This is a genomic window from Sphingopyxis microcysteis (genome assembly GCF_012274265.1).
GTDB lineage: Bacteria > Pseudomonadota > Alphaproteobacteria > Sphingomonadales > Sphingomonadaceae > Sphingopyxis > Sphingopyxis microcysteis.
The window spans coordinates 279,102-303,486 of sequence record NZ_JAANYY010000005.1 but is presented as its reverse complement, the minus strand read 5'-3'; the positions used below and the strand labels follow the sequence as shown (position 1 = coordinate 303,486).

Here is a 24,385-nt window from a genome sequence, read left to right as displayed (position 1 = left end):
GCACTGGCGCTCCCCCGGTGTTATTGATAATCGCTCGCAAATGAACTCGAAGCTCGATTCCGCGCCATTGGGCGTCGCCGTCCGTATTTCCCGTATCGATTGGGACGCCATGTCGCATGACGAAGGGCGACGGCTGCGCGAATTCGGGTTGATGGAAGGGATCGAAGTCACCCCGCTGCACCGCGGCAGCCTGTTTTCGCGCGATCCGCTGGCGCTGGCGATCGGGCGGATGCAGGTCATCATCCGCGCGCGCCAGGCGGCGATGATCGAAGTGGCGTCGACCGCGTCATGACCGGCGCCATCCCGACGATCGCCCTGGTCGGCAATCCCAACGCCGGCAAATCGAGCCTGTTCAACGCGCTGACCGGCGCGCGGCAAAAGATCGCCAATTATCCGGGCGTGACCGTCGAGCGCAAGGCGGGGCACGCCAGCTTTGCCGACGGGCGGCCGCTGGCGCTGGTCGACCTGCCCGGCAGTTACAGCCTGACCCCCGCGAGCCCCGACGAGGCGGTGACGCGCGACGTCGTGCTGGGCCAGCAGGCGGGCGAGCGCCGCCCCGATGCGCTGGTCGTCGTCGTCGATGCCGCCAACCTCGACAACCATCTCTGCTTCGCGCTCGAACTGATTGCGCTGGGGCTGCCGACGGTGGTCGCGCTCAACATGCTCGACCTCGCCGAACGCGACGGGCTGACGCTCGACCCCGCCATCCTGTCGCGCGAACTCGGCGTCCCGGTGGTCCCGACCGTCGCGGTGCGCAAGCGCGGCCTCGCCGATCTGCTCGCCGCGGTCGACGGCGCGATCCTGTCGCACCAGACGCAAGCGACTGCGCAGCCCGCGCCACCGCCGTCCGACGCCGCGCTGCACCAGCGCGCCCGCGCCATCGCGCGCGCGGTGACCGTCTCCGAAACCCCGGTGCGCCGCTGGACCCAGCGCGTCGATGCCGTGCTGCTGCATCCGGTCGCGGGCTTCCTGATCCTGCTCGCGCTGATGTTCGTGATGTTCCAGGGCGTCTATGCCTGGTCCGAAGCGCCGATCGGCTGGATCGAGGGCGGCATCGGCGCTCTGCAGGGCGCGGTCGATGCCGCGCTGCCCGACGGTTTCCTGCGCGGGCTGATCATCGAAGGCATCCTCGGCGGCGTCGGGTCGGTGATCGTCTTCCTGCCGCAGATCCTGATCCTGTTCCTGTTCATCCTGCTCCTTGAGGCGTCCGGATACATGACGCGCGCCGCCTTTTTGATGGACGGTATCATGGCCAAGGTCGGTCTGTCGGGGCGCGGCTTCATCCCGCTCCTCTCCAGCTTCGCCTGCGCGGTCCCCGGAATCATGGCGACGCGCGCGATCCCCGACCCCAAGGACCGGCTGACGACGATATTGATTGCGCCGCTGATGACCTGTTCGGCACGGCTGCCCGTTTACACGCTGATCATCGGCGCCTTCATTCCGAACAGCAATGTCGGCGGATCGCCCGTCGGCCTGCAAGGCCTCGTGCTGTTCGGCCTGTATCTTTCGGGCATCGTTGGCGCGCTGGTCGTCGCGCTGGTGCTGCGCCGCACCGTCGCCAAGGGCAATGCCGCAGGCTTCATGATGGAAATGCCGCGCTACCAATGGCCGCGGCTGCGCGACGTCGCAATTGCGCTGTGGCAGCGCGCGTGGCTTTTCCTGCGCCGCGCCGGGACGATCATCTTTGTGACTACGATCGCGCTATGGCTGCTGCTGAGCTATCCGAAGGTGCCGGAGGGCAGCGCCGAAAGCCAGGTCGATTACAGCGTCGCCGGTCGCATCGCGAGCGGGCTGGAGGTTGTCGTCAAACCGATCGGTTTCAACCACGACATCGCACTGGCGCTGATCCCCGCGATGGCGGCGCGCGAGGTCGCGGTGTCGGCGCTTGCTACCGCCAACGCGATCGAGGCGGGCGACGACGAGGAAGCGATGGCGCAATCACTGAGCGAACGCTTGCAAGGCCGCTGGAGCATCGCCACGGCGCTCGCCTTCCTCGCCTGGTTCGTGTTCGCGCCGCAGTGCATTTCGACGATCGCAATCACCAAGCGCGAGACCAATGGGTGGAAATGGCCACTGTTCATGGTTGGCTATTTGTTCGCGCTCGCCTATGCCGCAGCAGGTATCACTTACTGGACAGCCGTTGCCTTTGGACTAGGCTGATCCTTCCAACATTTTTGCGGAGCGGAGCGGCATGGCTGGCAGCGTCAACAAGGTAATTCTCATCGGCAACCTCGGCGCCGATCCCGAAATCAAGTCGTTCCAGAATGGCGGCAAGATCGCCAACATCCGCATCGCGACGAGCGAACAGTGGAAGGATCGGATGACCGGCGAGCGCAAGGAGCGCACCGAGTGGCACAATGTCGTGATCAACGGCGACGGGCTGGTCGGCGTGGTCGAACGCTATCTGAAAAAAGGCTCGAAGGTTTATATCGAAGGCAGCCTGCGCACCCGCAAGTGGCAGGATCGCGACGGCAACGACCGCTACACGACCGAAGTCGTGATCGCCGGCATGGGCGGCACGCTGACGATGCTGGACGGCGCCCCCGGCGGCGGCGGCGGATCGCGCGGCGGCGGTGACGACAGCTGGAGCGGCGGTGGCGGCTCGGGCGGTGGCTGGAACCAGGGCGGCGGTTCGTCGGGCGGATCGTCAGGCGGCGGCTTTGGCGGCGGTCCGAGCGGGGGCGGCGGACGCCCGCCATTCGACGACGATCTGGACGACGACGTTCCGTTCTGATCGTCTGCCGACGACTGGATTGAAACCGTAGCCCTGAGCCTGTCGAAGGGCGCTTATCGGATAGGCGCCCTTCGACAGGCTCAGGGCTACGGCTTTTGGATCGCGTCCAGCATCATGCAGATGTCCGGCCATGTCGATTGATGTCCTTACCGCCGCGGACGTGGCGCGCGGCGTCTGCCGCCTGTTCGCGCAGCAGGGGCTGGTAGCGATCCCCGAGGTGCCGCTGCCCAACGGGCGTCGCACCGACCTCACCGCGATCGACGCCAAGGGCAACATCACGATCGTCGAGATCAAGGTCAGCCGCGCCGACCTGCACGGCGACGGCAAATGGCCCGACTATTGCGACTGGTGCGACCGCTTCTACTGGGCGCTGGCTTCGGGGCTCGACCCCGCGATCCTCGAAACAGAGGGCTATCGCCCCGAAAGCTCTGGCCTGATCATCGCCGACCGTTACGGCGCGGCGGTGGTGCGCGAAGCGGCAAGCTGCAACCTCGCCCCGGCGCGGCGCAAGGCCGAACTGCTGCGTATCGGTCGGCTGGCGATGCGACGCTCGATGATCGCGATGGACCCCGAAATTGCGGCGGGCTGGGTCGAGGGTTGAGCGTCGCCCCCGCGAAGGCGGGGGCCGTTGGCAACCTGCTCCACGCCGATAGCGGCCCCCGCCTCCGCAGGGGCGAGGTATCAGGAACGCGCCTGCATCCGCGCCAGATAGCGCGCGAGGATGTCGATCTCCAGATTGACCGGACGCCCCGCCGCCGCCTCGTCCAGCGTCGTCATCGCCTGCGTGTGCGGGATGATGTTCAGCGTAAAGTGCGCACTGCCATCGGGCTGATCGGTGACGTCGTTGACGGTCAGCGACACGCCGTCGATGGTGATCGATCCCTTCGGCGCAATATGCGGCGCGAGGGCGGCGGGCGCCGCGACGGTCACCGTCACGCTGTCCCCGACGGGCACGACCGACACGATCGTCCCCACCGCATCCACATGTCCGGTGACGATATGCCCACCGAGCTCGTCGCCGACCTTGAGCGCGCGCTCAAGGTTCAGGCGACGGCCCGCGTCCCACATGCCCGGCGCAGTGCGCGCGAGCGTTTCGGCGCTGGCATCGATCGCGAACCAGTCGCCGTCGCCATCGCGCCCCTTGTCGACCACGGTCAGGCACGCGCCCGAACAGGCGATCGATGCGCCGAGGTCGATCGTGCTGGTGTCATAGGCCGTGGCGATGACCAGCCGCGTGTCGCCGCGATCCTCGCGCGAACGAACGGTGCCGATGTCGGTGATGATGCCGGTGAACATGGGGCGCGCTTATCCTTCTCTGACCCGCTCGTAAACGTCGAGTCGGTCGCTGCCAAGCAGGCGGCTGTCGGTCAGCCGCCAGCGACCATGGGCATCGGCCAGATCGGCGAGGCCGATATCGCCGAGCGCGGGCTTGCCGCCGCCGATCAGGATCGGCGCGCGATAGAGCAAGAGCCGGTCGACGCGGTCGTCGGCCAGAAAAGCCGACGCCGCCCCGGCGCCACCCTCGACCAGCACCGAATCGACGCTGTCGATCGATTCGGGCGATCCGACCGCGGTCCAGCCTGGCGGAGCGCTGCCTCGCGTCAGCAGCAGCCTTTTCGGGCTGCGCGCTTCCAGTCCGGACAGCCGCACGTCAAGTTGGGGATCGTCGGCCGCGAGCGTTCCGCGTCCGACGAGAATCGCCTGATGCTGCGTGCGCTCGAGGTGGCCGTGCGCGCGCGCGCGATCCCCCGTGATCCAGCGGCTCGAACCATCCGCCCGCGCGATGCAGCCGTCGAGCGACGTCGCGAGCTTCAGCGTCACGAATGGACGCCGCTCGGCCTGCCGCGTCCACCACGGCGCCATCGCGGCGCGCGCTGCGGCGGGAAGGACGCCTTCGACGACGTCGATCCCCGCGTCGCGCAAGCGCGCGATACCCTGACCGTTGGTTCGCGGGTCAGGGTCCTGCGCGGCGACCACGACGCGCGCAATTCCAGCGGTGATCAGCGCGTCGGTGCAGCAGGGGCCGCGCGGGCTGGCGTGGGCGCAGGGTTCGAGACTCACATAGGCAGTGACCCCGCGCGCCGCATTGCCGGCGGCAGCGAGTGCCATCGCCTCGGCATGGGGGCGCCCGCCCGCTTGCGTCCAGCCGCGTGCGATGACCTTCTCGTCCTTGACGATCAGACAGCCGACATTGGGATTGGGCGCCGCCGCCGGTCGTCCGCGCCGCGACAGCGCGATGGCGACCGCCATCCAGTCGGCATCGGCGGGCCGTCGTTGCATGCGCTCAGTCGGCTGCCTGCGCTTGCGGCCCGCGCGCGGCGCGTTCGGCGAGCGTCGAACGTACGGCAGCGACGGGCTTTTTCTGCTTCGCCGCCGCCGCTTCCGCTTCGCCCAGCGTTTCGCGGGTTACCTTGTCGGCCTCGGCCGAATCATATTCGACCCCCATCATATCGGCGAGTCGCTGATATTCGGCGCGCTTTTCGGCATTGGCGCGCGTCGTTTCTTTGGCGCGCGCGACCCAATCGGCGCGGATTTCGGCGGCGCTGCGGTCGGCGGCCCAGTTTTCGAAATAGATGATCTGAGCCTTCGGCTCCTCGGTGCGGATCAGATGTTCGGAAAAGCCGTAGAAAACGACGATCGGTAGCACGATCGCGACACCCCAGCTGGCCCAGCGGTGCGGACGCGGTTCGCGGACATAGGCCCAGAAATCGGACAGGCCGCCGCCGATATCGACGTTGTTGAACATACCCATGGCAGCAATTTAGGCGATCTCGCGGCGATTGGCGAGAGGGCGACGATTGCACCGAACGATTGCGGCGCAGGCCATTGATTGCAAAAAATGCAATTGCAGATGTTCATTTCGCAGTTGCACAATTTTTTGTGCGCTGCAATATGAGCATGCCTTTTAGGCATCCTCTCCCAAAACTTTCATGGGCCGCCCCTCGGGCGGCCCTTTTTTTCGACCTTTTTGGTTGAGAGATGCCGCTAATAGGCTTTGCCGGTGATTCGCGAATCACGCCTGCAACGGCATCCGCCTTTCGAATCGGCGCACTTCGGCGATGAAACTGCCGGGCAAGGGCGTCGCGCCGCCGCTGTCGAGATCGACATGCGCGTAGCTGATCGCAATATCGGTCAACCGCTCGGCGCCGCGAAAAATCGCGCAATGGACGGTGAAACTCGTCCGCTCGAACCGGCTCACCCGCGCCGCGATCGTGATTTGCTCGTCGAGCCGCGCCGGGGCGTGATATTCAATTTCGCACCGCGTCTCACGAATATCTGTACCATATTGGTGAAAATAGGGACCGGGCTGCCCCTCTCCCAGCGCGCGAAAATATTCGGTCACGCCGATATCGGCATAGACCAGATAATTGCCGTTGAAGACGATGTTCTGACCGTCGATCTCGTTGAAGCGCACACGCACCGTTTCATGGACCCGAAAATCCTCGCGCGGCACCTCGCCGTTGCTGCTGTCCATCGCCGCCTCAGGCCGCGAGTGCGGCGGGGGTGCGGTCGAGCGGCGCGCAGGCCGCTTCGAGCCAGGCGCGATCGTCCGCGCTCAATCCCGGCGCCAGCTTGGCGAACACCTCGGCATGATAGGCATCGAGCCAATCGGCCTCGGCAGGCGACAAAAGCGCGGTTTCGACCAGATTTTGCGCGATCGGCGCAAAGGTGATCGTCTCGAACCCCAGCATATCCTCTTCGGCGCCATCGATGCGGACGGGCGTGACGACCACCAGATTTTCGATGCGGATGCCAAAGCTGCCCGCCTTGTAATAGCCGGGCTCGTTCGACAGGATCATGCCCGCATGCAAAGGCTCCTCGGTTCCCGCCTGTCCGCCCGCGGGCTTGGCGATTCGCTGCGGCCCTTCGTGCACCGCCAGATAGCTGCCGACGCCGTGCCCGGTACCATGCGCATAATCGACCCCGTCGGCCCACAGATATTGCCGCGCGAGGATGTCGAGCTGGCTGCCGCGCGTTCCCTTGGGAAAGCGCGCCGTCGCCAGCGCGATATGACCCTTGAGCACCTGCGTGAAGCGGCGGCGCATTTCGGCGGTCGGCGCGCCGATCGCGATCGTGCGCGTGATGTCGGTGGTCCCGTCGTCATACTGGCCGCCCGAATCGACGAGATAGAGCGTGCCGGTCTCGATCGCGCGGTTGGTCGTCTCATCGACCTTATAGTGCGGCAGCGCGCCGTTGGGACCGGCCGCCGAGATGGTGTCGAACGAAAGGTCGCGCAGCGCGCCATTGGCGTCGCGAAATTCGCGCAGCTTCGCCGCGGCGCCGAGCTCGTCGAGCCCTCCCTGCGGCGCCACCTCCTCCATCCATTTGAGGAAGCGCGACACGGCGACGCCGTCGCGGACATGCGCCGCGCGCGTGCCGCTCAATTCGGCGTCATTCTTGATCGCCTTGGGCAGCACCGCCGGATCGCGATGCCGCGCGATCTTCGCCCCCGCACCCTCGAGCGCGGTAAAGATCGCCGCGACCGCGCGGTCGGGATCGACCGCTACCGCCTTGTCCTTAAGGTCCACGAGCGCCGCCTCGAACGCATCGCGATCGTGGATCCTCACGCTGTTACCGAGGTGCGCGCGCACAGCGTCGGTGACTTTCTCGGGCGCGATGAACAGATCGGCGGTCGCGTCGGCATGAAGCAGCGCGAAAGCCAGCCCGACCGGGGTGTGACTGACGTCGGTACCGCGGATGTTGAACGTCCACGCGATCGAATCGAGCGCAGTCATCACCGTCGTGTCGAGACCGTTCGCCTTCAGCCAGTCGGCGATGATTTCGCGCTTTTGGGTCGCGGCCTGCCCCGCGAGCGCCGCGTCGTGGACGGTGACCACCGCCGCGCTCGGCACCGGCTGGTCGTCCCACGCCGCGTCGAGCGGGTTCGCGTCGACCGCGACGAGGCTCGCCCCCTTCGCCGCCAGCGCCTTTTCAAGGCCGCGCGCCCAGTCGATGCTGTGGAGCCACGGATCATAGCCGACCTTCTGACCCGCGCTCACGTTGGCGCCCAGCCATTCGGCGACGCTCGACTGCGGCACGCCGACATAGTCGAACAGCGACCCGTCGACCTGATCGCGCACCTGCACCGTGTAGCGTCCGTCGACGAAGACCGCGGCCTTTTCGGGCAGCACCGCCGCGGTCCCCGCCGATCCGCCGAAGCCCGTCAGCCACGCCATGCGCTGCGCATAATCACCGACATATTCGCTCATATGCTCGTCGCTGATCGGCACGACAAAGCCGTCCAGACCCTGCGCTTTCAGTTCGGCGCGGACGCGGGCAAGACGATTGGCGTGGATGGTGCTGGACATCAGACGTTCCTTATTCCTACATCGCGGGCGATCCCGCCCGATCCGGGCGACACCGCGGGGGATTTTTCGATGCGCGCTATTTGGATGTTTCTGGCGGCAATTGCCACCCCGCTTGTCGCATCGCCGCCCCTGCTTGCCCAACAGAAAGACGCCGCCTTGACCAGCCCCGCCCCTGCCCCGCTTGCCGCCCCGGTCGCCGAGAAGCGCCCGCACGAAACGGTGCTGCATGGCAAAAAACTCTCCGACCCCTATCACTGGCTGAAGGACGAGAGCTATCCGGTGATCGATGACAAGGATGTGCTCGACTATGTAAAGGCCGAGAATGCCTGGTTCGATGCCGCGATGAAGCCGCACGCTGCGCTCGTCGAGACGCTGTTCCAGGAGATGAAGGGCCGCATCAAGGAAGCCGATTCGTCGGTGCCGCAAAAGGACGGCGACTGGGTCTATTGGGTCGAATTTGAGGAAGGCGCCGAATATAAGAAATGGTATCGGCGGCCCGCGGCGGGCGGTGATGCCGCGCTGATCCTCGACGAAGTCGCGATGGCGAAGGACAAGGAATATTTTCGCCTGTCCGACGTGTCGATCAGCCCCAATGGCAAGCTCATGGCCTATGCGGTCGATGACAATGGCTCGGAACGCTTCGAGGTGCGCTTCACCGACCTGACGACCGGCAAGGCGCTGCCCGACGTCATCCCCGGCACCCTGTCGTCGCTGGTGTGGACCGAGAACAGCAACGCGCTGCTCTATGGCCTTGCCAATGAAAACTGGCGCACCGACAATGTCCATGTCCATTATCTCGGCACCCCGGTCAGCGAAGATGTCCGCATCTACAAGGAAGCCGACATCGGTTTCGGGGTCGGCGTCGGCAAGACCGCCGACGACGCCTATATCGTGATCGCGACCGGCGACAATGAAACGAGCGAAGTCTATCTGCTCCCCGCCGACGATCCCGGCGCCGAACCGATGCTTGTCTCCGCGCGCAAGAAGGGCCGCGAATATAGCGTCGATGTCCGTGAAAAGACGCTCTACATCCATACCAACGACGACCACGCCAACTTCCGCATCGCGACCGCCAGCCTCGACCGGCCCGGCGAATGGCAAACGCTGATCCCCGGCTCCGACGACAATTACATCACCGGCCTGTCGATCTTCCGAGACTATTTCGTCCTCGAATCGCGCGAAAAGGGCGTCGATCAGGTCGACGTGCGCCGATACGACGCGCCGCTGACCCCGGGCCGCATCAAATTTCCCGAGACGACCTATGTCGCCGGATTAGGCGACAATCCCGAATATCATCAGGACAAGCTGCGGCTCGACTATGAATCGATGGTCACCCCCGACACCGTGTATGATTTTGATATTGCAAGCAAAAAACTCGAAACGCTCAAGGTTCAAGAAATTCCATCCGGTTATAATCATGACAACTATGTAACCGAATTGGTGAACATGCCCGCGCGTGACGGTACCCCGGTGCCGGTGTCGCTGGTGTATAAGAAAGGCACGCCGCGCGACGGCAGCGCACCGATGCACCTCTATGTCTATGGCTCCTACGGCTATCGCGTCCCGCCAGGCTTTTCGACCACTCGCCTCAGCCTCGTCGATCGCGGCATGATCTATGCGATCGCGCATGTCCGTGGCGGCGACGACCTCGGCCGCGCCTGGTATCTCGCGGGCAAGACCACCGCGCGCAAGAACACGTTCAACGACTTCATCGACGTCGCCAAAGGGCTGATCGCCGCCAAATACACCAGCGCAGGCAAGATTTCGATCGAAGGTCGCTCGGCGGGCGGGCAGGTGATAGGGGTCGTCTATAACGAGGCGCCGGAACTGTGGGGCGCGGTGCTCGCGGGGGTGCCGTTCGTCGACGTGATCAACACGATGGTCGACGAGACGCTGCCACTGACCCCCGGCGAATGGCCCGAATGGGGCAATCCGATCACCGACAAGGCCGCGTTCGACTATATGCTGAGCTACAGCCCCTATGACAATGTGACCGCCAAGGCCTATCCGCCGATGCTCGTATCGGCAGGGCTCAACGATCCGCGCGTCACCTATTGGGAGCCCGCCAAATGGGTCGCCAAGCTGCGCGCGACGCGCACCAACAACGCGACCCTGCTGCTGCGCACCAACATGGGCGCGGGCCATGCGGGCAAGTCGGGCCGCTGGGGCGCGTTGCGCGAGGATGCCGAAGAATTCGCCTTTGTGCTGACGCAGCTCGGGGTCGAGAAATAAAGTACCGGTACCAATAGCGCGAAGCCTGCGACAGGCGCGCGACATTTCGGCACATCGGCGCGACAGATCGGACTCATCCCGCCCTTCCACCAAAGGGAGGGGATTCGATGATGTTACGACCGATCGCTTATATTTTGAGCACCACCACCTTGTTCGCGATCGCGGCGCCCGCGGGCGCGCAAACCGGCGCTGACGCCGACGCGGCCGCCGTCGCGCAGCGCCTGCTCGACACGCTCCGCGAAACCAACGGTGTCCCCGGCATGGCGGCGGCGGTGTGGCAGGACGGCCGCATCGTCTGGGACGGTGCGAGCGGGCAGCGCGATCACGCCAGCGGGGCGCCGGTCACGCGCGACACGCTGTTCCGGCTCGCCAGCGTGTCGAAGATCTTTACCGTCGCCGCGGTCATGCAGCTCGCCGAGCAGCGCAAGATCGATCCCGACGCCCCTGTGCAGGATCAATTGACGTGGCTCGGCGCGCGCTGGCCAGCGATCACCCCGCGCCAGCTCGCCGCGCATGTCTCGGGCTTGCCGCATTATCAGGCGATCGATGCGGATCGCGGATCGCGTCACTACGCCACGGGGCGCGATGCCGTCGCGATTTTCGCGGGACGCGACCTGCTGAGCCCGCCGGGAACTGCGTACAGCTATTCGTCGTGGGGCTATAGCTTGCTCGGTGCGCTGGTCGAAGAAAAGGCCGGGCGCCCCTTCACCGACTATGTCAGAACGGAGGTCGCACCGGGGCTCGCGATCCGCGCCGACGCGACCGACAGCGGCGACCCCGACGCCTCGCGCGCCTATGGCTTCGACCAGCGGCGCGTGGTCGATCTGCCGCGCCACGATTTCAGCTACACCTGGGGCGGCGGCGGGCTCAGCGGCACCGCCAGTGCGGTCGCAAGCTTCGGCGGGCGCATGATCGACGGCCGCGTCGTGCGCCCCGAAACCTTTGATGCGATGCTCGTGCCGGTGAAGCTCGCCGATGGCAAAGCGGCAGCGGCGGAGGATTATGAGGTCGGTTTCGGCTGGCGCATCGGGAGCGATGCCGACGGCGCGCCCATCGTCCATCACAATGGCGTGGCGCTTGGCGCGCGCAGCACGCTTGGCCTGTGGCGCAGCGAACGCACCGCCGTCAGCCTGCTGTCCAATGCGTCGTGGGTGTCGCGGATGGAACCCACCGCGCAGATGATCGCCGCGCCCTTCCGTGCCGCACCCGCCGGGCTGGTCGCCGCCCAATGCCCGCTCGCCGCGCAGCGCTATCGCGGCACCTTCGGCGACGTCGCGGTCGAAGGCACGGTGCGCTTCCGGATCGAGGCGGGGCTGTGCGTCGGCACCGCCGACCAGCACCCCGCGATGCTGGCCTATTTCGGCACCGCGATGCAGCGAAGCGACGCGCCGCTGACGATCGTCGGGCTCGACCCCAAAGGCGGCCTGACCCGCGCGGGGATCGTCAATCCGTTCGGTATCGCCGATCTGCGTGCACAGGCCGACGGCAGCTTTGCCGCGCCGATCACCACGACGCGCCGCCTGGTGCTGTGGTTCGATCAGCCGGGCAGGTAACCGCGCGCGACCAGATCGCGTTCGAGCATCGCCGCGCCGCCGAACAGATGGCCGGCGATGCCGACCGATTCGGCACCCGCGATATTCGCCGCGACATCGTCGATGAACAGCGCGCCCGCGGGATCGATGCCGAAGCGCTCGATCGCGAGGCGGTAGATCGCGGGATCGGGCTTCATCAATTTTTCGGTGCCCGACACGATGATACCCTGAAAACGGTCGAATACCGGCTGGGTCGGACGGAAGTCTTCCCAGAATTCATGGCCGAAATTGGTGATCGCAAACAGCGGCACCCCCGCATCGTCCAACCGCGCCACCAGCTCGAGGCTGCCCGGCATCGGCCCGGGAATCGTTTCGTTGAAGCGCGCCGCATAAGCGTCGATCAGATCGTCATGTCCCGGAAATTCGGCCTTGAGCTCGGGCAGCATCGCGGCGAGCGGGCGCCCGGCATCATGCTGGAAATGCCATTGGGGCGTAACGACGTTGGTCACGAACCATTCGAGCTCGTCCCGGTCGTCGATCAATTTCGCGAACAGGTGGCGCAGGTCCCAGTCGAACAGGACGCGGCCGACATCAAAAATCACCGATCGGCGAATCATGGGCACTCCGGACACGCGAAAGCGCCGCCGGAAGCATCCGACGGCGTTACGCTGACTTCGCTATACGCGCGGGGCAGCAAACGCCCCGACAGGACAATCAGCCCTGGCGCGCCTTGAAGCGGCGGTTGGTCTTGTTGATCACATAGGTACGGCCACGGCGACGGATAACGCGGTTATCCCGGTGGCGGTCCTTCAGCGACTTCAGGCTGTTGCGAATCTTCATCGTTCTGTTCCGTAAATCTTGGCGTGTTGACGCGAAGCGGCGCAACTATGGGGAAGCGGGTAAAAAGTCAACCGGCTCCCGACGAGAAAACGTCGCCCCCGCGAAGGCGGGGGCCGTTGTCGGGCTTGCGCCACACCGCTGCGTAAATCTCCAGCGGCCCCCGCCTTCGCGGGGGCGACGGGATTGCTACCCCGCCAAAGCCTTCTGCCGCCGCCGCTGCACCGACGAGCCATAGCCCATCGCTTCGCGATATTTGACCACCGTGCGCCGCGCGATGTCGTGCCCCTCGGCGGACAGTTTCTGCGCGATCGTCTCGTCGGACAGGATCGCCTTTGGATCCTCGCCCTCGATCATCGCCTTGATTCGGCTCTTTACCGCTTCGGCCGACACCGCACCGTCGCCCTCGGTCGCCGAAATGCCCGACGAAAAGAAATATTTGAGCTCGAACAGCCCGCGCGCGCAGCTGAGGTACTTGTTGCTCGTGACCCGGCTGACCGTCGATTCGTGCATGCCGATCTCCTCGGCGACCTGCCGCAACGTCAGCGGGCGCATGTGCGCGACGCCGTGCAGGAAAAACCCTTCCTGCTGCTTCACGATCGCGCTCGCGACCTTGATGATGGTGCGCTGGCGCTGGTCGAGTGCGCGCACCAGCCAGTTCGCGCTCGCGAGCTGTTCGGACAGCCACGCCTTGCTCTTGGCCGCCGCGCCGGTGGCCAGTTCGGTGTAATAGCGGCGATTGACGAGCAGGCGCGGCAAGGTGCCGCTGTTGATCTCGACCGCCCACCCTTGCGCGGTCCGACGAATATAGAGGTCGGGAACCACCGCCTGCGACGCATCGCCGCCGAACTTCAACCCCGGCTTGGGATCATAGCCGCGAAGCTCGCGGATCATATCCGCCAGATCCTCGTCATCGACCCCGCAAATCCGCTTCAGCTGGGGAAAGGCGCCCTTGGCGACCAGATCGAGATGCGCAATCATCGTCGCCATCGCCGGGTCATAGCGATCGGCCTCGCGCGCCTGGATCGCGATACATTCGGCAAGGTCGCGCCCGCCTACCCCCGACGGATCGAAGCATTGGACGCCCGCGAGTACGTTCTCGACCAGCGCGAGCGGCACGCCGAGCCGCTGCGCCATCTCGGCAAGATCGGCGCGCAGATAGCCCGCTTCGTCGATCAGCGCGACGAGCTGTTCGGCGATCATCGCCTCCAGCCCGCTGAACCGCTCGCCGACCTGCGCCAGCAGATGTTCGTGCAGCGTCGCATCCTCGCCGGCGAAGCTGTCGAAATCGATGCCTTCGCTATCGCTTCCCGACAGGCCGACATTGTCGCTGGCGCTGTCGTGGTGAAAGCTTTCGGCGGTCATGTCGACGTCAAGGTCGTTCGCGGTGCCGCTGTCCGACGACAAGGCATGGTCGGCATCGAGCGATGCCGCGTCGCTGATCGGCGCGTCGTCCCCCGGGCCATCGTTCGTATCGCCCACACCGCCATCACCGTCCGCCGACGCGGTATCGAGCAGCGGATTACCCTCGAGCGCCTCGGCGAGATAGGCTTCGAGTTCGAGATTCGACAGCGCCAGCAGCTTGATCGCTTGCTGCAGCTGCGGCGTCATCACCAGCGATTGCGACTGGCGGAGATCGAGGCGTGGACCCAACGCCATCGGGTATCAGCAACCCTTTACCCCGTTCGTGTCGAGCCCCTCGACTGCCTTGGTAGTCGCTCGGGATAGACTTCCGGCTTTGCCGGAAGTCGAGACACGTGAAGCCATGCGCGTACTCGGCGTGTCTCGACTTCGCTCGACACAAACGGAAACGGAAAGCGGCTCATTCAACACCGATACGGCCCACATCGCTCACAAGGAGAAACCCTCGCCCAGATACAGTCGCCGCACCTCGGGATCGGCCACCAGTTCCTCGGGCGAACCCGCGAGCAGCACCTTGCCGTCATAAATGATGCAGGCGCGGTCGACGAGGTCGAGCGTTTCGCGGACATTATGGTCGGTGATCAGCACCCCGATGCCGCGCGTCTTCAAATCGGCGACAAGGTCGCGGATGTCGCTGATCGACAGGGGGTCGATCCCCGCAAAAGGTTCGTCGAGCAGCATGATCGAAGGGTTGGCGGCGAGCGCGCGGGCGATCTCGGCGCGCCGCCGTTCGCCGCCCGACAGCGCCATCGCCGCCGCGCTGCGCAGCCGCGTCAGCCCGAATTCGTCGAGCAATTCCTCCAGCCGCCGCTCGCGCGCGATCTTGTCGGGTTCGGCCAGTTCGAGCACCGCGCTGATATTCTGTTCGACCGTCATGCCTCGAAAAATCGAGGTTTCCTGCGGCAGATAACCGAGGCCGAGGATCGCGCGGCGATACATCGGCAGCGCAGTGATGTCGGCTCCGTCGAGCATGATGCGCCCGGCGTCGGGCTTCACCAGTCCCATGATCGAATAGAAACAGGTGGTCTTGCCGGCGCCATTGGGACCGAGCAGCCCGAGCACTTCACCCTTTGCCACCGACAGCGAGACGTCGGAGAGCACGACGCGCTTGTCATAGCTTTTGGCGATCGAAATGACCGCGAGCCCATTGCCCGCCGCGGCGTCGTCGCGGACATGCGCCTTATGCTCGGCGATGCCGTGGTCGGCGTCGGCGGTCAGCACGGGCGGGGTCGCTTCGTCGTCGGTCATTTACACGTCGCTTCCTGAGGAGACTTGTGCGGGCGTTACCCGAGGATCGCAGCCAAGGTCAATCTGGCAAGATTTTTGCAGGGTTGTCCCCGTCCCTTTTAGGGAGGGGTTAGGGGTGGGTCGCGGCAGGCGTTCTTTCGTCGCCGCATACGCTCCACCGTCCCCTCCCTAAAAGGGAGCGGAGTTGGAGATTAATGCCCCGCCTGCGGACCCCGCACGACCCCCGACAGGCCGAGCTGTTCGTCGATCGCCGCCATCAGCCGCGCCAGCGCCGCCTCATCCTTAGCCTCGGCGCGCGCCACCAGCACATCCTGCGTGTTCGAGGCGCGGAGCAGCCACCACCCGTCGTCGGTGAGCACGCGGGCGCCGTCGGTGCGGTCGACCTTTGCCCCCGATGCGGCGAGCCGCGCCAGAACTTCATCCACAATGGCGAATTTGCGCACCTCGTCGACCTGGAAGCGCAGCTCGGGCGTGTTGACCATCGGCGCCATATTGCCGCGCAGTTCGGTGACGCTCTGCCCCAGCTTCGTCGCCGCCTCGATCAGCCGCACCGCGGCGTAGGGCGCGTCGTCATAGCCAAAATAGCGGTCGGCGAAGAAGATATGCCCGCTCATCTCGCCCGCCAGCGGGCTGCCGGTTTCCTTCATCTTCGCCTTGATCAGGCTGTGGCCCGTCCTCCACATCAAAGGCTGGCCGCCGAGTTCGGCGACGCGGTCGAACAGCGCTTGGCTGGCCTTCACATCGGCGATGATCGTCGCGCCGGGCGCGTCGGCAAGCAGTGCCGCGGCATAGATTTGCAGCAGCTGGTCGCCCCAGATCACCCGCCCCTCGCCGTCGATCGCGCCGATCCTGTCGCCATCTCCATCGAAAGCGACGCCGAAATCGAGATTCCTCTCCGCGACGAGCTTTCGCAGATCGGCCAGATTCTTCTCTTCGGTCGGATCGGGATGGTGGTTCGGGAAATGGCCGTCGATGTCGGTAAACAACAGGAAATGCTCACCCGGCAGCTTCGCGGTGAGCTTTTCGATCACCGTCCCCGCCGCGCCGTTGCCGGCGTCCCAGCCGATGCGGAAGGCGCTACCGGCGAAACCTTCGACCAGCCGGTCGACATATGCGTCGATGATGTCGATGCTCTGCGTGGCACCTTCGCCAGTTTCCCAATCGCCCGCGGCAGCCATTTCGCCGATCCGCTGGATGTCCGCGCCATAGAAAGGACGCCCCTGCATCACAAATTTGAAGCCGTTATAGTCGGTGGGATTGTGGCTGCCGGTTATCTGGATGCCGCCATCCACCTCTTCGGTTGACGCCGCATAATAGAGCATCGGCGTCGGCCCGAGCCCGACGTTCAGCGCGTCGATACCAGCGGCGTTGATCCCGGCGATCAGCGCGTCGGCGAGCATCGGCGACGACAGCCGTCCGTCATAACCGACCGCGATCCGCTTGCCCCCTCCGCGCGCGACGAGCGTCGCGAAACTGCGCCCGATGGCATAGGCGTCCTTGTCCGACAGCGTGTCGCCGACCACGCCGCGGATGTCATATTCGCGCAGCATCGTGGGATGGAAATTGTGCGTCATAATGCTCTCAGTCTTGTGCGGTGGCGGAGGTGTCAGGCGGCGGCGAACAGATCGCCGTCGGGGTGCAGCCGCTCGCGCGCGGGGAGGTTCAGCCCACCCATCGCTTCGCGCAGCTCCTGGCGCGCAACGACATGGCCGATGCCCATGCCGCCGAGATGCGCCTTGTCGAGCAGGGTCAGACCCGCAGGAAACAGCTCGCGATAAATCACACGTTCGCCAAGCCCCGGGATGACGCGAAAGCCGACGCGGCGCGACAGCTGGTTCAGCGCCTCGCCGACGCGGCGCATATTATGCGCGTCGACGTGCTGGAGGCGGTTGCGCAGGATGATCCAGTCGATCGTCCGCCCGTCGCTCTTGGCGCGCGCCTTGCGCGTGTCCCAGATCAGCTCCGAATAAAAGCTGGGGCGAGTGACCTGAAAACTCTCGGGATCGACCTGACCGATCAGGTCGAAATCGATGAAGCTGTCGTTGATCGGGGTGACCAGCGTGTCGGCGGACGTCGCCAGATGGCGCGCAAACACATCGTCGCGGCCGGGCGTGTCGGCGATGAAATAATCGACATCGTGCGACAGCCGCGCGACCTGCGCGTCGAGTTCCTCGATCGTCGAACCCTCGAACACCTCGAAATGCGGCGTCGGCAGGTCGATATCGCGGCGTTTGGCGGTATTGATGCGGTTCTCGAGATAGCGGTGAAAGGTGCGCTGGCGCGGGTCGAGATCGAGCCCGGCGACCTTCCACCCCTGACTCGCCAGCGCGACCGCGAAATGGACGGCGCAGGTCGATTTGCCGGTCCCGCCCTTTTCATTGGCAAAGATGATGCGGTGCGGGGCGGGGTTCGTCATGAGCGTTGCGATTTTCCTGTTGGCGGCGCATGGGAGCCGCTCGGGTGGCCGTTGCGTCGCCATTATCGGAGGGCGGGCAAGCGTGCAAATCATCCGTGACCTCGCAACGCTGCACCGCGCTATCGCGGCGCTGAAGCAGGACGGCAAAAGTGTCGCGCTGGTGCCGACGATGGGGGCGCTGCACGACGGCCACCTCTCGCTCGTCCACATGGGGCGGCGCGTCGCTGACCACGTCGTCGTCTCGATCTTCGTCAACCCGACCCAATTCGGCCCCAACGAGGATTTCGCCGCCTATCCGCGCGACGAAGCGCGCGACGCGGCCCTGCTGGTCGAGGAAGGCGTCGCGCTGCTCTGGGCGCCCGACGTCGCGGTCATGTATCCCGGTGGACACAGCACGCATATCGAGGTTGCCGAACTCGGCGCCGATTATTGCGGCGCCGCGCGCCCCGGCCATTTCGACGGGGTCGCGACCGTCGTTGCAAAATTGTTCAATCAGGTTCGTCCCGACATCGCGATCTTCGGCGAAAAGGACTGGCAGCAGCTCGCGATCATCCGCCGCATGGCGCGCGACCTCGATTTCCACCTCGACATATTGGGTGCGCCGATCGCGCGCGATCCCGACGGCCTCGCGCTGTCGTCGCGCAACGCTTATCTGTCGGCCGAGCAGCGCGCTGCCGCGACCGCCTTTCCCGATGCCTTGAAAGCCGCCGCAAGAGCGATTGCCCAGGGCGGCGATGTCGATGCGGCGTTGACCGAAGCGGCGGCGGCGATCGTCGCGGGCGGCTTTGACAGCGTCGATTATGTCGCGCTCGCCGATGCCGACAGCCTTGAAAGATTGTCCGTTTTTCGGAACCCGGCGCGCCTGCTCGCTGCCGCGCGGATGGGCAAAACGCGGCTGATCGACAATTATCCGGTGAGTTGATTACGACGAAAATCGGCAGAATCGCGCCACTTTGGCGCACTATCCACAAGAAATCGCGCCCCGCGTTAACGCTTTGTTGACCATAAGTCGCAAGGTTAGACCCCGAAGCCTCCTGTGGGGGGAGGCGACAGGGGGTTTTTATGGCCAACAGTCTGAAGTCCGCGCAATTTCTGATCGAAAGCCGCCTGCTCGATGCGGCGCGCGGCGACGCCAATGCCTATTTCGATCTGGGGATCGCATTTTCCACCGGGACCGGCGGGGTCGATGTCGATCTGATCCAGGCGCATAAATGGTTCAACCTCGCGGCGCTCGGCGGCAACAAGGAAGGCCAGCAATGCCGCGCCGACCTGTCCGACGAAATGAGCCGCGACGAGATCGCCGAAGCGCAGCGCCAAGCGCGCGCCTGGCTCGACGAGACGGCGCGCCGTCCTGCCGCCCGCCGCTTCGCCGCCTAGTCCTTCCGCTTGAAGGGCGTATGCCCTTCCAGCCAGTCCATTTCGGCTTCTTCGGCGCGGCGCTCATGCTCCAGAAAATCGGCGACCGCACGGCGGAATCCCGGATCAGCGATGAAATGCGCCGACCATGTCGCGACCGGGCCATAGCCACGCGCGAGCTTATGCCCGCCTTGCGCGCCCGCCTCGACCCGGCGCAGCCCGCGCGCAATCGCGATGTCGATCGCGCGGTAATAGCATAGCTCGAAATGCAGATAGGGGATGTCGGTCAGGCACCCCCAATAGCGGCCGTAAAGCGTGTCGGCGCCAAGAAAGTGCAGCGCGCCCGCGACCGGCCGGTCATCATCATAAGCGATGAGCAGGATCACCTGCTCCGCCATCCGCGTCCCGATCAGATCGAACGCCGCGCGCGTCAGATAGGGATGCCCCCATTTGCGCGCGCCGGTGTCCTGATAGAAGAGCCACATCGCATCCCAATGCTCGGGGCTGATCGCCGCACCGGTCAGCTCCTCGATCCGCAATCCTTCGACCGCCCGCGCGCGCTCCCTGCGCAGCTGCTTGCGCTTTGCCGAGGTCAGCGTGGCGAGAAAATCGTCGAAGCTGGCGTAGTTCGCATTGGCGAAATGAAACTGGATGTCGCGGCGCACCAGCCAGCCCGCGCTTTCGAACAGCGGCATCTGGTCGGGCGCGACAAAGGTCGCATGCGCCGACGACAGCCCGTTCTGGCGCACCACCGCTTCGGCGGCGCGGATCAGCAGCGCCGCATCCTCGTCGCTATACGCCAGCAGCCGCGGCCCCGGCACGGGGGTGAAAGGCGCTGCGATCTGAAGCTTGGGATAATAATCACCGCCCGCACGCGCCCAAGCGTCGGCCCAGCCCTGGTCGAACACATATTCGCCTTGGCTGTGCGATTTGAGGTAAGCAGGCGCGGCGGCAAGCAGCACACCCGCCGCGTCCTCGACCAGCAGCGGCGCCGCCTGCCAGCCGGTGCCCGGCCCGACGCTGCCCGAGTCCTCGAGCAGCGACAGGAAGGCATGGCTGACAAACGGATTGTCGCCGCCGGCCAGCGCGTCCCATGCCGCGGCGTCGATTGCGGCGACACCGGTGCCGAGCGAGATCGTCCGTGCGGGCGGGTCGGCTTCGGCCATCGCCAGCCTTAGGCGGGCTTCACCGCGACGATCGCATCGGCCTCGACCGCAGCTCCGAGCGGCAGCACCGCAACGCCGACGGCGGCGCGCGCATGGCGGCCTGCTTCGCCGAACAGCGTCTCGAACAGTTCCGACGCGCCATTGGCCACCTTCGCCTGATCGGTGAAGCTCGGCGCGCTGTTGACGAAGACGCCGAGCTTGACGACGCGCTCGATGCGCGACCAGTCGCCGCCGATCGCCTGGCCGATCTGTGCGACGAGCATCAGCGCAACGCGCTGCGCCGCGTCCTGACCGCCCGCCACATCCATGTCATCGCCAAGCCGCCCAGTGACAACCTGCCCGTCGCGAAAGGGCAGCTGGCCGCTGACATAGAGCAGGCCATTCTGCTCGACGACGGGGACATAGGAGGCAACCGGTGCCGCAGCCTTGGGAAGTTCGAGGCCGAGTTCGGCGAGTTTGGCGGCGATGTCCATGATGCGTCCTTTATGCGAGTTCGGGGGTGGGGGCGGGGATGTTTTCGGTCAGCCGCGCCAATATCCAGTCGCGCGCGACATTCCAATCGTCGATGCGCGCATGGGCATGTCTGGCGGGGGCGATCTTGTCGGCGATCGCGGGTTCGCCAACCAGATGTAGCCGCCACACTTCGGGCGCTTCGTGCGCCACCGAGCTGTGGTGGTTCGCGAGGTCGTCGATGAAGATTACCACCGAAGGCCGATATTGTTCGATCAGGCGGCGCACCGGTTCGCCCTTGCCGCCGCGGCTGCCGATCACCGGCGCGTGGAAATCATGGCTCGCCAGCTGGTCGATCCGCGCCTGCTGATGGTCGGGGCCGACATTGGTCAGGACGACGATATCGGCCTGTTCGGCGATCGTCGCCATCGCGGCGAGCGCGCCGGGAATTGGATATTGCCGCGGCATTTCGGTGCGGAAAAAGCTGTCGAGCAGCGGCCAGACTTCGGCCGCCTCCAGCGGGGTGCCGCATTCCTTGCGCTTGAGCGCCCCGGCGAAGCTCGCATCCTCGATGCGAAACAGCACGCCATGTTCGGCATCGACCCATTCGGCAAAGGGAACGACCATGTGCATCAGCACCTCGTCGCAATCGGTGATGACGAGCGGGCGGTTCATGGGTGCAATCCTTCAAGGCGCAGCGAGGCCGCCGCGATGGCGGCGGGCGGCACTTGCAGCGCATCGGCGCAGGCGACAAGGTCGTTTTCATAGCTCGTCAGAAACGACAGGATCGCCGCGAGTGTCGCCTGCTCGCCCAGTGAGGATCGGAGGTCGCTCGGCGCCAGGCCGGTGAGCCCGAGCAGCCGCTCGGCGCGCGGTTCGTCGGTCAATATCCAGCCGAGCGCCTGAAGCGCCAGAGCCGCGTCATCGTCGTGCAAGGCATTTTTCCCTTCAACGGGAGGCAATTGTGTCGTGCGGCCGATTCGCCTAAACGGGCCGCGAACGCAAGGTGGGGAAGCGGAGTATCATGGGCAAGACCATATTGGTCGTCGAGGATAATGAGCTGAACCTGCGCCTGTTCTGCGACCTGCTCAACGCCCATGGCTATACCGCGCACCCGGTCCGCGACGGGCGCGATGCGCTCAACAAGGCGCGCGAGATTGCCCCCGACCTGATCATCATGGACATCCAGCTGCCGCATGTCAGCGGCTTGGAGCTGATCGGCCAGATGAAGGCCGACCTGACATTGCGCGCCGTGCCAATCATGGCGGTCACCGCCTATGCCGGCAAAGGCGACGAGGAACAGATCCGCGCCGCAGGCGCCGAGGCCTATGTGTCGAAACCGATTTCGGTGATCAAGTTCATCGAAAGCGTCGGGGCGTTTGCCTGAGCGGGCGGGCGCGGGCGCGCGGCGGAAGCAACACGTCGCCCCCGCGCAGGCGGGGGCCGCTGTCGATTTACGCGGCAGCGCAGAAATAGGCGGCTAGCGGCCGCCGCCTTCGCGGGGGCGACGTTGTTAGTATGTCCGCTGCCTACCCCAACCGTAACGCCTGCACGCCCGCCAAAGCGAGACCCGGCCAGTCCGCGACGTCAGCCGTTATAACGCCGCACTTTCTCCGTCCCACGCGACGGGCTGCGTTCGCTCCACGGGGCAGCATAATGGATCGCCACCATCGCGGAGGAAGCTTCGATCACCGCGCTCCACACGCGATGGAAACGGTTCGAATCGGGGATTATCGTCATTGTTCGTCTCCTGCGTCGGGCGCCGCAGCAAGGGGGAGAGGGCGGGCCCGACGGGGCATTTTTAGGCCGAAGGGAACGGCGATTGGCGCCAAAATTGACCGTGCGGGCGACCAATTTTTGCGCTATTTGATCAATCATGCGAAAAATCGCCGACCTTGACCGTTTCGACCGGCAGCTCTTGGCGCTGGTCCGCCAGAACAACCTCGAGCCCGCGCGCGTGCTCGCCGACAAGATCGGCCTGTCGCTCTCGGCGGTGCTCCGCCGCCTACGCCGCCTGCGCGACGAAAAAGTGATTGTCGCGGACATAGCGGTGGTCAACCCGGCGCTCACCGGTTCGGCGCTGACCATGCATGTGCTGGTCCAGATGCAGCAGGCGGGGCCGCAGACGATGGACAATTTTGCCCGCGCGATCGTGCATCATCCCGAAATTACCGGGGCGTGGGACATTACTGGCGAGGATGATTTCCTGCTCAAGGTGCAGGTCGGCTCGATGGAGGAATATGATGCCTTCACCCGTCGCGCGCTGGGCGAGGACAAGGGCGTTCATTCGTTCACGACGTTGATCGCGATCCGCAACATCATCGAAAACGACGTCGCGCGGCGCCCGCTGCGTGACGGGTGAGAACGGCGGGAGGAGCGCTTCGTTCCGGCACGAAAAAGGGCGGCGCAAAAGGCCGCCCCTTGATCCCGGCTTTCGCCGGGATGATGCATCGTCAGCCCGTCCAGCACTGCCGAACGGGTCGATGCATCACTTGATCTTCGATTCCTTGAACTCGACATGCTTGCGCACGCGCGGGTCGTACTTCCGCACCGACATCTTTTCGGTCATCGTGCGCGGGTTCTTTTTCGTGACATAGAAAAAGCCCGTGTCGGCGGTGCTAACCAGCTTGATCTTGACGGTCGTCGGCTTGGCCATGGCCCTGTTCCTCGAAATAACTGCACATCCGCCGGAGCTCCGGAGGACGCGGCGGGACTAAGGGCCCCGACGTTGGTGTGAAAAAACTCAGGGGCCGCGCGACGCCGCGCCGCCCCCAAAACTTCGCGCGCCTCTGACCGGATTCGACGCTTCTGTCAAGCAAAAGAGCGGGCGGACGGCAGCGAGCCGTCCGCCCAGGAGGGGTCTTGCCGAGCGATCAGGCCGCCTTGATCTCGAAACGGACGCGCATTTCCTTCCAGCTTTCCTCGGGAACCCCGCCGCGCGTCGCCGGCTTGAAGCGCCATTTTGCGAGCGCGCGCCGCTTTGTTTCGACAAAAAAGCCGGGGCTGTCGGTGCTGATGAGCTCGACGGCCTTTACCCGCCCGTCGGTGCCGATGAGGACGCGGACCTTTGCCACACCCGCGATCTCGCGCCGCTGCTCGCTCGCGGGATAGTCGGGCTGGAAAGCGCCCGCGTAACGGGGGTCGAGCTCGGCGAGAACCAGCTTCGGAAGCGGCGGCGGATCGGCGGGCCGGGCCGGAGGTCCGGGATCGATCGGGCCCGGGTCGATGACGACCGGCCCTTCGGTGACCCGATTGTCGGTGGTCGGATCGGCAGCGATCGGCGAATTTACGGTATCGATTGCGGAGGTCGACCGTTCGATCGGTCCCGCCTTTTTGGCCGGTTGCGGCGGCGGATCGATCGGCTTGGCAAGGTCGATGAGCGTGCCCAGCAGCGGTTCGGACTTCGGCGGCGGCGCCATGACCATCGGTGACAGTGCGACCGCCGCAACGAGCGCGGCGGGCAGGCCGACGGCAAAGAGCGCCGCCACCGGATGGCGGCGATGGTCGCTGCCGTAGCTGTTGCGCGGCAGCAAGGTCGGTCCCGCCGCTGGCGCCGTCGTCGCCTCGGGCGCGGTCATGATGGTCGAAATCAAGGGTATCAGGGTCATGGCATCTCTCCTTGCCTGTCAGACCCGGCCCCGCCGTGCTTTGACCACTGCTATCGGCCAAGTCCGGTGTGAGTG

Annotated in this window: 28 protein-coding genes; 10 read left to right on the top strand and 18 right to left on the bottom strand. The window is 65.4% G+C overall.

What is annotated here, in order from left to right; all coding sequences use genetic code 11:
* Positions 1-40: 40 nt before the first annotated feature.
* The 4 genes from G9408_RS15390 (at position 41) to G9408_RS15375 (ending at position 3,335) form a co-directional block, all read left to right on the top strand.
* Positions 41-292, top strand: coding sequence for a FeoA family protein (locus G9408_RS15390; RefSeq protein ID WP_120217752.1), 252 nt, complete (start codon positions 41-43; stop codon positions 290-292).
* Entirely contained in the window at positions 289-2,160 is a 1,872-nt protein-coding gene (feoB, locus tag G9408_RS15385; protein WP_168454805.1) for a ferrous iron transporter B, read from the top strand. Before G9408_RS15390 ends, feoB begins: the two co-directional genes overlap by 4 nt.
* Before the next feature lie 31 nt (positions 2,161-2,191).
* Positions 2,192-2,734: a single-stranded DNA-binding protein gene (gene ssb / locus G9408_RS15380; RefSeq protein WP_168454804.1), complete on the top strand. Its 543-nt coding sequence runs from the start codon at positions 2,192-2,194 to the stop codon at positions 2,732-2,734.
* A gap of 130 nt (positions 2,735-2,864) precedes the next feature.
* Positions 2,865-3,335 (top strand): MmcB family DNA repair protein, encoded by a 471-nt coding sequence (locus G9408_RS15375; protein ID WP_168454803.1) that lies wholly within the window; start codon positions 2,865-2,867, stop codon positions 3,333-3,335.
* A gap of 80 nt (positions 3,336-3,415) precedes the next feature.
* Here G9408_RS15375 and G9408_RS15370 read toward each other — a convergent pair whose 3' ends face one another.
* The 5 genes from G9408_RS15370 to G9408_RS15350 all read right to left on the bottom strand — a co-directional run bounded on the left by G9408_RS15370 (position 3,416) and on the right by G9408_RS15350 (position 8,043).
* Positions 3,416-4,030: a riboflavin synthase gene (locus G9408_RS15370; RefSeq protein WP_168454802.1), complete on the bottom strand. Its 615-nt coding sequence runs from the start codon at positions 4,028-4,030 to the stop codon at positions 3,416-3,418.
* A gap of 9 nt (positions 4,031-4,039) precedes the next feature.
* Positions 4,040-5,014: a bifunctional diaminohydroxyphosphoribosylaminopyrimidine deaminase/5-amino-6-(5-phosphoribosylamino)uracil reductase RibD gene (gene ribD / locus G9408_RS15365; protein WP_235957858.1), complete on the bottom strand. Its 975-nt coding sequence runs from the start codon at positions 5,012-5,014 to the stop codon at positions 4,040-4,042.
* A 4-nt stretch (positions 5,015-5,018) separates the two neighbouring features.
* On the bottom strand, positions 5,019-5,486 hold the full coding sequence (locus tag G9408_RS15360) for a hypothetical protein (protein WP_235957856.1): 468 nt from the start codon (positions 5,484-5,486) through the stop codon (positions 5,019-5,021).
* A 261-nt stretch (positions 5,487-5,747) separates the two neighbouring features.
* Positions 5,748-6,209, bottom strand: a complete 462-nt coding sequence (locus tag G9408_RS15355; RefSeq protein ID WP_168454801.1) for an acyl-CoA thioesterase — start codon at positions 6,207-6,209, stop codon at positions 5,748-5,750.
* A 7-nt stretch (positions 6,210-6,216) separates the two neighbouring features.
* Entirely contained in the window at positions 6,217-8,043 is a 1,827-nt protein-coding gene (locus G9408_RS15350; RefSeq protein ID WP_168454800.1) for an aminopeptidase P family protein, read from the bottom strand.
* Positions 8,044-8,112: 69 nt separating this feature from the next.
* Between G9408_RS15350 and G9408_RS15345 the strand changes: the two genes are divergently transcribed.
* Together G9408_RS15345 and G9408_RS15340 are read left to right on the top strand one after the other, a co-directional pair.
* Positions 8,113-10,275 carry a S9 family peptidase gene (locus tag G9408_RS15345; protein ID WP_235957854.1) on the top strand — a complete coding sequence of 721 codons (2,163 nt, stop codon included), beginning with the start codon at positions 8,113-8,115 and terminating at the stop codon, positions 10,273-10,275.
* Positions 10,276-10,382: 107 nt separating this feature from the next.
* Positions 10,383-11,828 (top strand): serine hydrolase domain-containing protein, encoded by a 1,446-nt coding sequence (locus G9408_RS15340; protein ID WP_168454799.1) that lies wholly within the window; start codon positions 10,383-10,385, stop codon positions 11,826-11,828.
* Here the strand turns inward: G9408_RS15340 and G9408_RS15335 are convergent.
* The 6 genes from G9408_RS15335 to G9408_RS15310 all read right to left on the bottom strand — a co-directional run bounded on the left by G9408_RS15335 (position 11,813) and on the right by G9408_RS15310 (position 17,730).
* Positions 11,813-12,424, bottom strand: coding sequence for an HAD family hydrolase (locus G9408_RS15335; RefSeq protein WP_168454798.1), 612 nt, complete (start codon positions 12,422-12,424; stop codon positions 11,813-11,815). The two genes, G9408_RS15340 and G9408_RS15335, sit on opposite strands and share 16 nt — an antisense overlap.
* Positions 12,425-12,521: 97 nt before the next feature.
* Positions 12,522-12,647, bottom strand: a complete 126-nt coding sequence (ykgO, locus tag G9408_RS15330; protein ID WP_003046794.1) for a type B 50S ribosomal protein L36 — start codon at positions 12,645-12,647, stop codon at positions 12,522-12,524.
* 186 nt (positions 12,648-12,833) lie between these two features.
* A complete protein-coding gene (gene rpoN / locus G9408_RS15325) occupies positions 12,834-14,303 on the bottom strand; it encodes an RNA polymerase factor sigma-54 (protein WP_168454797.1) in 1,470 nt (489 codons plus the stop codon).
* Between the two features lie 192 nt (positions 14,304-14,495).
* Positions 14,496-15,314, bottom strand: a complete 819-nt coding sequence (lptB, locus tag G9408_RS15320) for an LPS export ABC transporter ATP-binding protein (protein WP_168454796.1) — start codon at positions 15,312-15,314, stop codon at positions 14,496-14,498.
* Positions 15,315-15,505: 191 nt separating this feature from the next.
* Positions 15,506-16,888, bottom strand: a complete 1,383-nt coding sequence (gene pgmG / locus G9408_RS15315; protein WP_168454795.1) for a phosphoglucomutase/phosphomannomutase PgmG — start codon at positions 16,886-16,888, stop codon at positions 15,506-15,508.
* 32 nt (positions 16,889-16,920) lie between these two features.
* Entirely contained in the window at positions 16,921-17,730 is an 810-nt protein-coding gene (locus tag G9408_RS15310) for a division plane positioning ATPase MipZ (protein ID WP_120218366.1), read from the bottom strand.
* An 82-nt stretch (positions 17,731-17,812) separates the two neighbouring features.
* Between G9408_RS15310 and panC the strand changes: the two genes are divergently transcribed.
* Together panC and G9408_RS15300 are read left to right on the top strand one after the other, a co-directional pair.
* Complete coding sequence (gene panC, locus G9408_RS15305) at positions 17,813-18,652, top strand: pantoate--beta-alanine ligase (RefSeq protein WP_168454794.1); 840 nt, start codon at positions 17,813-17,815, stop codon at positions 18,650-18,652.
* A gap of 140 nt (positions 18,653-18,792) precedes the next feature.
* Positions 18,793-19,107 carry an SEL1-like repeat protein gene (locus G9408_RS15300; protein WP_120217736.1) on the top strand — a complete coding sequence of 105 codons (315 nt, stop codon included), beginning with the start codon at positions 18,793-18,795 and terminating at the stop codon, positions 19,105-19,107.
* Here G9408_RS15300 and G9408_RS15295 read toward each other — a convergent pair.
* From G9408_RS15295 to G9408_RS15280, 4 genes are read right to left on the bottom strand one after another with little or no spacing between them, the layout of a single operon-like run.
* Positions 19,104-20,252 carry a GNAT family N-acetyltransferase gene (locus G9408_RS15295; RefSeq protein WP_168454793.1) on the bottom strand — a complete coding sequence of 383 codons (1,149 nt, stop codon included), beginning with the start codon at positions 20,250-20,252 and terminating at the stop codon, positions 19,104-19,106. The two genes, G9408_RS15300 and G9408_RS15295, sit on opposite strands and share 4 nt — an antisense overlap.
* An 8-nt stretch (positions 20,253-20,260) precedes the next feature.
* On the bottom strand, positions 20,261-20,725 hold the full coding sequence (locus G9408_RS15290) for a RidA family protein (RefSeq protein WP_168454792.1): 465 nt from the start codon (positions 20,723-20,725) through the stop codon (positions 20,261-20,263).
* Positions 20,726-20,735: 10 nt separating this feature from the next.
* Positions 20,736-21,377, bottom strand: coding sequence for an HAD family hydrolase (locus G9408_RS15285; RefSeq protein WP_168454791.1), 642 nt, complete (start codon positions 21,375-21,377; stop codon positions 20,736-20,738).
* On the bottom strand, positions 21,374-21,637 hold the full coding sequence (locus G9408_RS15280; protein WP_168454790.1) for a DUF3572 family protein: 264 nt from the start codon (positions 21,635-21,637) through the stop codon (positions 21,374-21,376). The genes G9408_RS15285 and G9408_RS15280 overlap by 4 nt, the downstream gene beginning before the upstream one ends.
* A gap of 89 nt (positions 21,638-21,726) precedes the next feature.
* Between G9408_RS15280 and G9408_RS15275 the strand changes: the two genes are divergently transcribed.
* Positions 21,727-22,089, top strand: coding sequence for a response regulator (locus G9408_RS15275; RefSeq protein ID WP_120217731.1), 363 nt, complete (start codon positions 21,727-21,729; stop codon positions 22,087-22,089).
* Positions 22,090-22,289: 200 nt separating this feature from the next.
* On the opposite strand, the gene G9408_RS15270 is transcribed toward G9408_RS15275, so the two are convergent.
* Positions 22,290-22,442, bottom strand: coding sequence for a hypothetical protein (locus G9408_RS15270; protein ID WP_168454789.1), 153 nt, complete (start codon positions 22,440-22,442; stop codon positions 22,290-22,292).
* A gap of 136 nt (positions 22,443-22,578) precedes the next feature.
* Between G9408_RS15270 and G9408_RS15265 the strand changes: the two genes are divergently transcribed.
* A complete protein-coding gene (locus G9408_RS15265) occupies positions 22,579-23,064 on the top strand; it encodes an Lrp/AsnC family transcriptional regulator (RefSeq protein ID WP_168454788.1) in 486 nt (161 codons plus the stop codon).
* Between the two features lie 126 nt (positions 23,065-23,190).
* Here G9408_RS15265 and rpmG read toward each other — a convergent pair whose 3' ends face one another.
* Positions 23,191-23,358, bottom strand: coding sequence for a 50S ribosomal protein L33 (gene rpmG, locus G9408_RS15260; protein ID WP_058818055.1), 168 nt, complete (start codon positions 23,356-23,358; stop codon positions 23,191-23,193).
* A 217-nt stretch (positions 23,359-23,575) separates the two neighbouring features.
* On the bottom strand, positions 23,576-24,310 hold the full coding sequence (locus G9408_RS15255) for an energy transducer TonB (protein ID WP_168454787.1): 735 nt from the start codon (positions 24,308-24,310) through the stop codon (positions 23,576-23,578).
* Between the last annotated feature and the right edge of the window lie 75 nt (positions 24,311-24,385).

Coding starts and splice junctions, on each gene's coding strand:
- G9408_RS15310 (WP_120218366.1), bottom strand. CDS start 17,730: ATGACGAACCCCGCCCCGCACCGCATCATCTTTGCCAATGAAAAGGGC.
- G9408_RS15390 (WP_120217752.1), top strand. CDS start 41: ATGAACTCGAAGCTCGATTCCGCGCCATTGGGCGTCGCCGTCCGTATT.
- G9408_RS15285 (WP_168454791.1), bottom strand. CDS start 21,377: ATGAACCGCCCGCTCGTCATCACCGATTGCGACGAGGTGCTGATGCAC.
- G9408_RS15375 (WP_168454803.1), top strand. CDS start 2,865: ATGTCGATTGATGTCCTTACCGCCGCGGACGTGGCGCGCGGCGTCTGC.
- G9408_RS15295 (WP_168454793.1), bottom strand. CDS start 20,252: ATGGCCGAAGCCGACCCGCCCGCACGGACGATCTCGCTCGGCACCGGT.
- G9408_RS15265 (WP_168454788.1), top strand. CDS start 22,579: ATGCGAAAAATCGCCGACCTTGACCGTTTCGACCGGCAGCTCTTGGCG.
- G9408_RS15340 (WP_168454799.1), top strand. CDS start 10,383: ATGATGTTACGACCGATCGCTTATATTTTGAGCACCACCACCTTGTTC.
- lptB (WP_168454796.1), bottom strand. CDS start 15,314: ATGACCGACGACGAAGCGACCCCGCCCGTGCTGACCGCCGACGCCGAC.
- G9408_RS15270 (WP_168454789.1), bottom strand. CDS start 22,442: ATGACGATAATCCCCGATTCGAACCGTTTCCATCGCGTGTGGAGCGCG.
- G9408_RS15345 (WP_235957854.1), top strand. CDS start 8,113: ATGCGCGCTATTTGGATGTTTCTGGCGGCAATTGCCACCCCGCTTGTC.
- G9408_RS15290 (WP_168454792.1), bottom strand. CDS start 20,725: ATGGACATCGCCGCCAAACTCGCCGAACTCGGCCTCGAACTTCCCAAG.
- G9408_RS15370 (WP_168454802.1), bottom strand. CDS start 4,030: ATGTTCACCGGCATCATCACCGACATCGGCACCGTTCGTTCGCGCGAG.
- rpoN (WP_168454797.1), bottom strand. CDS start 14,303: ATGGCGTTGGGTCCACGCCTCGATCTCCGCCAGTCGCAATCGCTGGTG.
- ssb (WP_168454804.1), top strand. CDS start 2,192: ATGGCTGGCAGCGTCAACAAGGTAATTCTCATCGGCAACCTCGGCGCC.
- G9408_RS15360 (WP_235957856.1), bottom strand. CDS start 5,486: ATGGGTATGTTCAACAACGTCGATATCGGCGGCGGCCTGTCCGATTTC.
- G9408_RS15275 (WP_120217731.1), top strand. CDS start 21,727: ATGGGCAAGACCATATTGGTCGTCGAGGATAATGAGCTGAACCTGCGC.
- G9408_RS15350 (WP_168454800.1), bottom strand. CDS start 8,043: ATGTCCAGCACCATCCACGCCAATCGTCTTGCCCGCGTCCGCGCCGAA.
- G9408_RS15300 (WP_120217736.1), top strand. CDS start 18,793: ATGGCCAACAGTCTGAAGTCCGCGCAATTTCTGATCGAAAGCCGCCTG.
- feoB (WP_168454805.1), top strand. CDS start 289: ATGACCGGCGCCATCCCGACGATCGCCCTGGTCGGCAATCCCAACGCC.
- G9408_RS15335 (WP_168454798.1), bottom strand. CDS start 12,424: ATGATTCGCCGATCGGTGATTTTTGATGTCGGCCGCGTCCTGTTCGAC.
- pgmG (WP_168454795.1), bottom strand. CDS start 16,888: ATGACGCACAATTTCCATCCCACGATGCTGCGCGAATATGACATCCGC.
- G9408_RS15355 (WP_168454801.1), bottom strand. CDS start 6,209: ATGGACAGCAGCAACGGCGAGGTGCCGCGCGAGGATTTTCGGGTCCAT.
- ykgO (WP_003046794.1), bottom strand. CDS start 12,647: ATGAAGATTCGCAACAGCCTGAAGTCGCTGAAGGACCGCCACCGGGAT.
- rpmG (WP_058818055.1), bottom strand. CDS start 23,358: ATGGCCAAGCCGACGACCGTCAAGATCAAGCTGGTTAGCACCGCCGAC.
- G9408_RS15255 (WP_168454787.1), bottom strand. CDS start 24,310: ATGACCCTGATACCCTTGATTTCGACCATCATGACCGCGCCCGAGGCG.
- ribD (WP_235957858.1), bottom strand. CDS start 5,014: ATGCAACGACGGCCCGCCGATGCCGACTGGATGGCGGTCGCCATCGCG.